Source organism: Sphingobacterium sp. 1.A.4 (genome assembly GCF_002734245.1).
Taxonomy (GTDB): Bacteria; Bacteroidota; Bacteroidia; order Sphingobacteriales; family Sphingobacteriaceae; genus Sphingobacterium; species Sphingobacterium tenebrionis.
This window is the reverse complement of the sequence record NZ_PEAZ01000102.1, coordinates 1-8313: the sequence shown is the minus strand read 5'-3', so window position 1 is coordinate 8313 and position 8313 is coordinate 1. Positions and strand designations below refer to the sequence as shown.

The window sequence follows — 8313 nt, the reverse complement described above, 5'->3', positions numbered from 1 at the left end:
GTCACGCGAGCCCATCCATATCCTATGAATATTTGACAGTGGTCCCATGCGGGACTGCTGTGTCATGCGGTGTTAATCCGGATTTCTCCGGGCTATCCCCCTGATATGGGTAGGTTGCTCACGCGTTACGCACCCGTGCGCCACTCTCACCGATGATAGCAAGCTACCACCGGATCCCGTTCGACTTGCATGTATTAGGCCTGCCGCTAGCGTTCATCCTGAGCCAGGATCAAACTCTCCATTGTAGAATGAAGTGTAAGACCGTGACTATTCATAAAAATAGAAACGTCTTGTTTTTTTGTATCTCTGTCCTGCTCCCGGAAATCTGAAATTGATCTGATTAAATCAGTCGTTAATTTTCAGCTTTCGTCTTCCGACTACTCGCTGCGTTACATGATCATAAAATCTTAAAGAACTCTCCGCCTCCGCTCGCGCTTCGGCCTCTGTATGTTTTCCGACCTCGTTTCCTTGGTCTCGAACTGTCATTTCTGTGGGCTGCCAGCGTCGCGCCGGCTGCCGTTCCCCGTGGTTGGGACTGCAAAGGTAGAAGGTTTTTTCGGTTCCGCAAAATTTATTTTAAAATAATTCTGCGGGGACTTTTTTTCCGTGTAACATGCACCCTTTGGGCGGACCCTCGGAACATGTACAGCTACCCTTATTTCAGTGGCCGTTCGGCCGTCCCTCCCTTGCGGAGTGGTGCAAAGATAGGGACTTCCGATCCATATTTCCAAGACCCCCAGGGAACATTTTTTACGGTTACCGTGTAAAGCCCTGTGGCAATGGCGGATAAATTAGTATCCCGGGTGGCATGGGATGGGCATTTGGCGCGGAAATATAGGTTAAGATGGCCTCCGGCAAGGGCGATGTGGAACAGGGTATATCCCATTTATCTATGTTAGGCCATTGATCGGTTAACCTATTTTGCTAGGAACCCAACTTGGTCCGTATCTGAAGCAAGGTGGAAGAAGGGAAAAAGCATCAAAATGGATGTTGACCATAGGAAAAGCATACTTTAGCATTACTTTCACCATGGTTTTGCATCGAAGCCAATTTGGGGATCCCGCGTCATTGTGGGGACTCTGCGTCATTGCGAGGCTCTGCGTCATTGCGAGGAACGAAGCAATCTTCCCGCATGTCATGCTGAGCGGAGTCGAAGCATCTACATTTGGTACACGTACAGATCCTTCGGCGATGCTCAGGATGACAAAGTCCAAAGATTGCTTCGTCGTGCCTCCTCGCAATGACGTGACTTTACATTCTCCCAATGATGATAAATTTTACAAATTTTAACTACTGATTATCAATATTTTACACTAATATTGAAAAAGAATTCAAAAAAATATTTTGTACTTACGAAATCCTTCGTAGATTTGAGTACGAAATAATTCGTAGATAAATCTAAAAAACATGAAACCTACAGATAGCGAAATGGAAATCCTTCAGGTCCTTTGGAATAAGGGCGAAAGCAGCGTTCGCGAGGTTTTTGAAACCCTGAACAAAAAGGATGTGGGCTATACCACTATATTAAAACTCATGCAGATCATGCATGATAAAGGTATGGTGAGCAGAGATACCAGCTCCAAAACACACCTATATAAAGCAGAAATTGAAAAAGAGTCTACCCAGGAACAATTCCTGGATAAAATGATAGATTCAGTTTATAACGGCTCAACCGCCCGATTAGTGATGCAGGCATTAGGCAATGAAAGAACGAGCCAAAAAGAACTGGACGAAATCAAGGCATTCCTGAAAAACTTGGAAAATAAATAGGTTTATACCCTTCGATTAAATAAATAGCCATGGAAACTACCACATATAACTTGATACAAGCCTTGGGATGGAGCATCCTACATTCCATCTGGTTAGGAGCGATATGCTATATTCTTGTCAATATCATTAAGCTCATCAATCCAAAACAAAGCGCAGCAGCACGGTACAATACCGCATTTTTCTTGCAGGTCAGCATATTTTTAGGTTTTATGATCAGCTTTCTATTTTACTATAGTAAATATAAAGCCATGCAGAACCTCTACCAAGCGACTCCGCCAGAGATGATCCCCGCGATCAATTTCCAGGAAGGAAGCCCATTCAGCTTGGAACGCTTGTTCCCCTACCTGGTAGCCGCTTACCTTATCGGTTTTATCATCCAAGTATTGATCCTTTGCAACAGCTACCTCAAATTACGTCAATTAAAATATACAGGTTTGGATAGCATCCCTAAAGAATGGAACCAGTTGTTCAACAAATCAAAGGAAAGTCTGCAGATCAATAAACGCGTATCGATATTTCTTTCCAAGCATATTTCAGTTCCATTGACCGTAGGATTTCTAAAGCCCTTCGTTCTTTTCCCGATTGCCTTTGTGAACAACCTGAATACGACACAGGTCGAAGCGATCATCCTACATGAATTGGCACACATCAAACGACAGGATTACCTCTTCAACTTATTGAAAGTAGTGATGGAGACCCTCCTATTCTTCAACCCATTTGTTTGGGCCTTATCAAAAATGATCGAGAAGGAAAGGGAAAACGCCTGCGACGATATGGTGTTGAAGCAGATCAGCACGCCAATCCATTATGCCAAGGCATTGGTAGAATTGGAAGAATTAAGAATGAAGAATACCCCTGCCCTAAGTATGGCAGCAACCGGAAATAAAAACCACCTATTTCAAAGAATCAAAAGAATCACCAACATGGAAACCAACCATAGAAATGTAAAACAACAACTCCTAGCGGTTTTGGCAAGTTCAGTTGCCATGATCAGCTTAGCGATGTTGATACCCGCGCAACAGAGCGTTGCAGAAGAAATCGAACTGATCGATCCTATCGTACCAGCACCACATTCAGCATTGAAACCCATGTCCGCTGAAGTATGCTTAGACACGATCAAACCTGTAAATACGGTAAATAAAATCAAGGTTAACAACCATGAAATCGTAGACACCACCGAATTACCAGCCCATGTTCGCAAGGCGATCAAAGAGATGGAGCTTAATTCGAAGGATGTGGCAAAAATGACCAATTCGCCTGAATGGAAAAAACAGATGCAGTCTATCACCGAACAGACCGCAAAAGTGAACGAGGTTTTCAAATCCGACGATTGGAAAAACAAGATGGCTTCCATCAATATCTCCAATGAAAAGATCAAGGAAGTAATGAAAGATAAAAAATGGGCCGATATGTCATCCAACGAGATCAACAAATTCTTTAATAGTAAGGAATGGAAAGATCAGATCAAGAGCATAGAAGATCATTCAAAGCAGGTCGCTTCTTATTTTGAATCTGATGACTGGAAAGATCAGATGAAGTCCATTGAAGCAGAAACAAAGAACATTCAGAAATACTTTGAATCTCCGGAGTGGAAAAACAAGATGCAAAAGATTGAACAGGGCGGAAAAGAGATCGAGAAATACTTCCAGAGTGAAGAATGGAAGCAAAAAGTGAAAGAAAAGGAGGAGCTATATAACTCCGAAGAGTATAAAGAGCTCCAGAAAAAATATGAAGAGGATCTGAACCGATTAAAAAGGGACAGAAAATCAAAAGCTATTTAGTTAAAAATCATTTGTTTTGTTGTTTAGTTAAAGTGGGTTCTGCGGAGTCCACTTTTTTATTTTAATATTTCTTATTATTGTAGGACGATACTGGCAGAATCAATGAGCTTTATTTATTACATCGATCTTTTAGGTACCATGGTGTTTGCGATATCCGGAGCAATGGCGGCAAACAGAAATGGTATTGATGTTTTTGGTGCGACCTTTATGGGTTTTGTGACAGCCATTGGTGGCGGATCGCTTCGTGATGTTTTCCTGAACATCCGGCCAGTATGGGTGGAGGATGGCAATTACCTGATCGCTATTTTTATCGGCGTGATCCTTTCCATCATCCTGAACAAACAATTGGACAATTTTGCGAGGACCCTGTTTTTATTCGATGCCATCGGGATCGGATTCTTTACCGTGGTAGGTGTGGAGAAATCCATTGCCTATGAAAGTAGTGCCATATCGGCGGTCATGTTGGGGATGTTCTCCGCCTGCATGGGTGGGGTGATCCGGGATGTGCTGATGAATGTGACCCCTTTGATATTAAGAAAAGAGATCTATGCTTCGGCCTGTCTGGCAGGTGCCTTCATCTATGTACTGCTTTCCCTCACTCCCCTATCCGATGGAATCGTCGCCTTTATTTCTGCATCTGTTGTCTTTACCATCCGGTTTGTATCGGTTAAATATAACCTTTCCCTACCGAGTGTACCCATGATGGAAAACAAATCATAAAAAAAGCAGGTCCATGACCAGCTCTTTTATTTTTTAGGTGTGCTTACCGTTTCTTTTTCATCTGCGGGAAGGACATCTTGTAAGCTACGCGAACCAATCCTTTTGCGATATTATCCAGTTTACTTTTCAACATGGCCTTTTTCAGCGGTCCGATCTTATCAATAAAAAGCTTTCCTTCGATGTGGTCATATTCATGCTGCACAACACGAGCCGCTAGCCCTGTCAATTCTTCCTCCTGCTCTTCAAAGTTTTCATCCAGGTAATTGATCACCACATTCTTCTTACGCAACACTTCTTCGTTGATCTGCGGGATACTTAGGCAGCCTTCTGAAAATGCCCATTTCTCCCCAGATTCCTCCACGAGGATGGGATTGATGAATACCCGTTTGAAATCCTTTGCAGAAGGATCTCCTGGTCCATCCTCATCATCTTCGCCAAAAGGACTGGCATCAATAACAAATACACGAATCGGCAGACCGATCTGTGGAGCGGCAAGGCCTACCCCATTGGCGGCATACATGGTTTCGAACATGTTATCGATCAGTTCCTTCAATGCAGGGTAATCCTCTTCAATCTCTTCGGCCTTCTGACGCAAAACTGGATCGCCATAGGCTACTATAGGTAATTTCATTTATTTCAATTTTCAGCACAAAGTTATTAATTATTTGGCATTAGCGGATATTCTATTGAATTAAGCTAATTTTGCGGCATGCAACAGATCGATTACCAGGTTATCCTTCAGACACTTTCTTCCAAGTTGGAGGTTACTTTGGAGATGGTGTCTATCGATAAGGCGGTGGTATTCGATGCTCCGGAATTAAGCTTTAAAATTCTGATGGATGAGGGGCAGGCCAAGGATCCTATGCTCAATCAAGCTAAAAAAACGGTCTATCTGAACGTTCATCAATTTGTTGCCCAGCAGGATAAGTTGATCAATAGGTTGAAGGTAATGGCCGGCATAGCAAAAAAAATCTATGCCCGGGATACGGTCCTTGCACGGGTGGACAAAAAGGTTGCCCTAGATTTCCAAGAGGAACATCATCTCCAAATCCCTTTACCCGGCAAGTACCGGTATGGGCTTTTCCATCAGGGTGAATTGGTTTCATTGGCCGTGTTCAGTGGAGGAAGGAAAATGCTGGACAAACCTTCGGATTACCGATCCTTTGAACTGCTCCGTTTCTGCCATAAAGCAGATTTTTTAGTCTTAGGGGGCATTTCCAAACTGCTGAAGGGATTTATTGCTGATTTTAAGCCTGGCGATATTATGACCTATAGCGATAAGGATTGGAGCCAAGACTCCTCGCTGGCTGTTATTGGATTTCGGAAAATAGCCGAAAAACCGCCTCAACAATTTTGGGTAAGTGGTAGTAGACAGGTTCCTATCCATGATTTTGCCGAGTTGGAGCAAATCCGATCAGACTATCCGGAAGGCTACCTATTTTCCAATTCTGGAAGCATTAAATTGGTCTATACTGTTTAAAAGCTTGTTTAATTTCTTATATTTAACGCTTAATCAATCGAAATTCACACCTTATGAAACGTAAACTACGCATGGGCATGGTCGGTGGAGGAAACGACGCGTTTATTGGCGCCGTACACCGAATTGCTGCCTTTATGGATGGAAAAATAGAATTAGTTTGTGGAACCTTCAGTGTAAACCGTGAAGTTTCCCTAAAATCGGGTCAGGATCTTTTTGTGCCTGAAGAACGCGTTTATGAAACTTATGAGCAGATGATCGCGGAAGAGGCCAAGCTTCCTGAAGGGGAACGCATGGATTTTGTGACCATCGTTACACCAAACTTTCTGCATTTTGGTCCGGCTAAGTTGGCATTGGAGAATGGATTTGATGTGGTGGTAGAAAAACCGATGACAGTATCTTTGGAAGAGGCGCAAGAATTGAAGGAAATTGTAGAGCGTACAGGTAAAACGCTTTGCCTGACTCATACCTATTCGGGTTATCCGATGGTGAAACAGGCGAAAGCGATGGTGAAGGACGGTCATTTTGGTAAGATCCGTAAGATCGTTGTGGAGTATCCTCAAGGTTGGTTAAGCCGCTTGAGCGAGCGAGAGGGGAATGCGGGCGCTGCTTGGCGTGCTGATCCAAAACGTTCCGGAAAATCCTTGGTAATGGGTGATATCGGTACGCATGCTGCGCATTTGGCGGAATACGTGTCGGGATTGAAGATTACGGAATTATGTGCGGATCTGACCACTTTTGTGGAAGGTCGTTTATTGGATGATGATGGATCGGTATTGCTGCATTTTGAGCAGGGAGCAAAAGGTGTCTTGATGGCATCCCAGATTTCTGCGGGCGAGGAAAACGCCGTTAGGATCCGTATCTATGGTGAAAAAGGTGGTTTGGAATGGGCGAACGAAGATCCGAACAACCTGATCATTAAGATGTTGGATCAACCAAGACAAATCTATCGTACCGGAAATGCATATGCTGCTCCATTTACTCTGAGTTCTTTTGCGACTCACAATACACGTATACCAGCGGGTCATCCAGAAGGATTGTTGGAATCCTTTGCGAATATCTATAGGAATTTTGCCTTGACGGTTTCGGCGAAGAAGGAAGGAACAGAACCATCGGCAGAGGGATTGGATTTTCCAAATGTTTATGATGGTGTTCGTGGAATGGCCTTTATCGAAACCGTTGTGAAGAGCAACGAAAGCAATGAAAAATGGACAAAATTTGTGATTTAGAACCAATAGATTACATATTGCAAAAAATAGATCAGGCGAAGGATTTTCTTTCGCCTGATTTTCTTGTTATCCTATTGGGACCTACGGCATCGGGGAAAACGAAGCTGGCGGTTAAATTGGCGAGGAAGATTGATGGCGAGATTATCTCTGCTGATTCCAGGCAGGTTTACAGGTCTTTGGATATCGGAACCGGAAAAGATCTGAAGGAATATGAGGAGGTACCTTATCATTTGATCGATATCCTTCCACCTTCGGGTCAATATGAGGTGAAACAGTTCAAACGGGATTTTGAGAGGGCATATCGGGATATTTTATCCACGGGAAAGAGACCAATATTATGTGGTGGAACGGGGTCTTATATACTTTCTTTGTTGAAGGAGCAGGTTTATAGTGCTGTACCAAAGGATGTGGCTTTTCAGTTTGAGATGGAGGGTTTATCGAAGTCGGAACTGATTTCGAGGATAAAGCGGATGGAGATTCCCGAAGATTTCCAGATTGATTGGGATAGTAAGAAACGATTGATCCGGGCCTTGGAGATTTTGAATTATTTGAAGGAAAATGATGTTCCAGAAGCTAAGGAGCCTTTGGTAAAGGATTATATTGCTTTTGGACTAAACCCTTCTTTGGAGTTGCGAAGGAGTAGAATTGATGGGCGGTTGGACAGTAGGTTAAGGGAGGGGTTGATTCCTGAGGTGGAAAAATTGATGGAGGAAGGGATTGGCTTGGAGAAGTTGGACTGGTTTGGATTGGAATATAAGTATGCAGGGAGGTATTTGAATGGGGAACTGGATTATGGACAATTTGTGGAAAAGCTTAAAACGGAGATCCATCGTTTTGCGAAACGGCAAATGACTTTTTTTCGGAAGATGGAAAAAGATGGGGTGGAGATTAATTGGATAGCATTTTGATTGAAAAGTCAGGCATCGCCCCACCACGTCATTGCGAGGAGGCACGACGAAGCAATCTTCCCGCATGTCATGCTGAGCATCGTCGAAGCATCTGTTCGTAAATAACCTAACGTAGAGATCCTTCGACTACGCTACCAATGACATGTTGTATAACCTATTGTTAATCAGGTCAATGTATCTTCTCTAATTTCATATCGAACTCCAGTGCCAACCTGTTCAGGTACTTTTCCTTCTGCTTTTTCAATTGTGTTTCATAGGTCTGCACCCCTTGTTCCACATAGGTGGTCCCCTTTACCATCAGTCGCCAATACTGTGCTGCCAATTTGTTGGCCATGGCTTTGATGGCGATCATAGGCCCTTTTCTGGCCCGAAGCCTTCGTCCGAATTCCCCGATCGCTATTTTCTTGCTCTGTAGGAGTCCCTGTGCA

General features: G+C 43.5%; 8 protein-coding genes and 1 rRNA gene. 6 read left to right on the top strand and 3 right to left on the bottom strand.

From position 1 onward, the window contains the following. Positions 1–245 (bottom strand): 16S ribosomal RNA (locus CRJ00_RS16570); the annotation flags it as partial. Between the two features lie 1162 nt (positions 246–1407). Here CRJ00_RS16570 and CRJ00_RS16555 point away from each other — a divergent pair. From CRJ00_RS16555 to CRJ00_RS16545, 3 genes are all read left to right on the top strand, one after another. After that, positions 1408–1770, top strand: a complete 363-nt coding sequence (locus CRJ00_RS16555) for a BlaI/MecI/CopY family transcriptional regulator (RefSeq protein WP_099367856.1) — start codon at positions 1408–1410, stop codon at positions 1768–1770. A 29-nt stretch (positions 1771–1799) separates the two neighbouring features. Next, a complete protein-coding gene (locus CRJ00_RS16550) occupies positions 1800–3551 on the top strand; it encodes a M56 family metallopeptidase (protein WP_099367855.1) in 1752 nt (583 codons plus the stop codon). Between the two features lie 102 nt (positions 3552–3653). After that, the gene (locus CRJ00_RS16545; RefSeq protein ID WP_099367854.1) at positions 3654–4271 is read left to right on the top strand and encodes a trimeric intracellular cation channel family protein; all 618 of its coding nucleotides are present in this window, start codon (positions 3654–3656) and stop codon (positions 4269–4271) included. Positions 4272–4314: 43 nt separating this feature from the next. On the opposite strand, the gene def is transcribed toward CRJ00_RS16545, so the two are convergent. Next, positions 4315–4902 (bottom strand): peptide deformylase, encoded by a 588-nt coding sequence (gene def, locus CRJ00_RS16540; protein ID WP_099367853.1) that lies wholly within the window; start codon positions 4900–4902, stop codon positions 4315–4317. 78 nt (positions 4903–4980) lie between these two features. Here def and CRJ00_RS16535 point away from each other — a divergent pair, with 78 nt between their 5' ends. From CRJ00_RS16535 to miaA, 3 genes are read left to right on the top strand one after another with little or no spacing between them, the layout of a single operon-like run. Further along, the gene (locus CRJ00_RS16535) at positions 4981–5751 is read left to right on the top strand and encodes a hypothetical protein (RefSeq protein ID WP_099367852.1); all 771 of its coding nucleotides are present in this window, start codon (positions 4981–4983) and stop codon (positions 5749–5751) included. Positions 5752–5804: 53 nt separating this feature from the next. Then, complete coding sequence (locus tag CRJ00_RS16530; protein WP_099367851.1) at positions 5805–6977, top strand: Gfo/Idh/MocA family protein; 1173 nt, start codon at positions 5805–5807, stop codon at positions 6975–6977. 17 nt (positions 6978–6994) lie between these two features. Beyond that, complete coding sequence (gene miaA / locus CRJ00_RS16525) at positions 6995–7885, top strand: tRNA (adenosine(37)-N6)-dimethylallyltransferase MiaA (protein WP_257213831.1); 891 nt, start codon at positions 6995–6997, stop codon at positions 7883–7885. 169 nt (positions 7886–8054) lie between these two features. Here miaA and CRJ00_RS18880 read toward each other — a convergent pair. Then, a partial coding sequence (locus CRJ00_RS18880; RefSeq protein ID WP_218962203.1) for a hypothetical protein occupies positions 8055–8313 on the bottom strand: 259 nt, incomplete at its 5' end.

Coding starts and splice junctions, on each gene's coding strand:
- CRJ00_RS16555 (WP_099367856.1), top strand. CDS start 1,408: ATGAAACCTACAGATAGCGAAATGGAAATCCTTCAGGTCCTTTGGAAT.
- CRJ00_RS16530 (WP_099367851.1), top strand. CDS start 5,805: ATGAAACGTAAACTACGCATGGGCATGGTCGGTGGAGGAAACGACGCG.
- CRJ00_RS16535 (WP_099367852.1), top strand. CDS start 4,981: ATGCAACAGATCGATTACCAGGTTATCCTTCAGACACTTTCTTCCAAG.
- CRJ00_RS16545 (WP_099367854.1), top strand. CDS start 3,654: ATGAGCTTTATTTATTACATCGATCTTTTAGGTACCATGGTGTTTGCG.
- def (WP_099367853.1), bottom strand. CDS start 4,902: ATGAAATTACCTATAGTAGCCTATGGCGATCCAGTTTTGCGTCAGAAG.
- CRJ00_RS16550 (WP_099367855.1), top strand. CDS start 1,800: ATGGAAACTACCACATATAACTTGATACAAGCCTTGGGATGGAGCATC.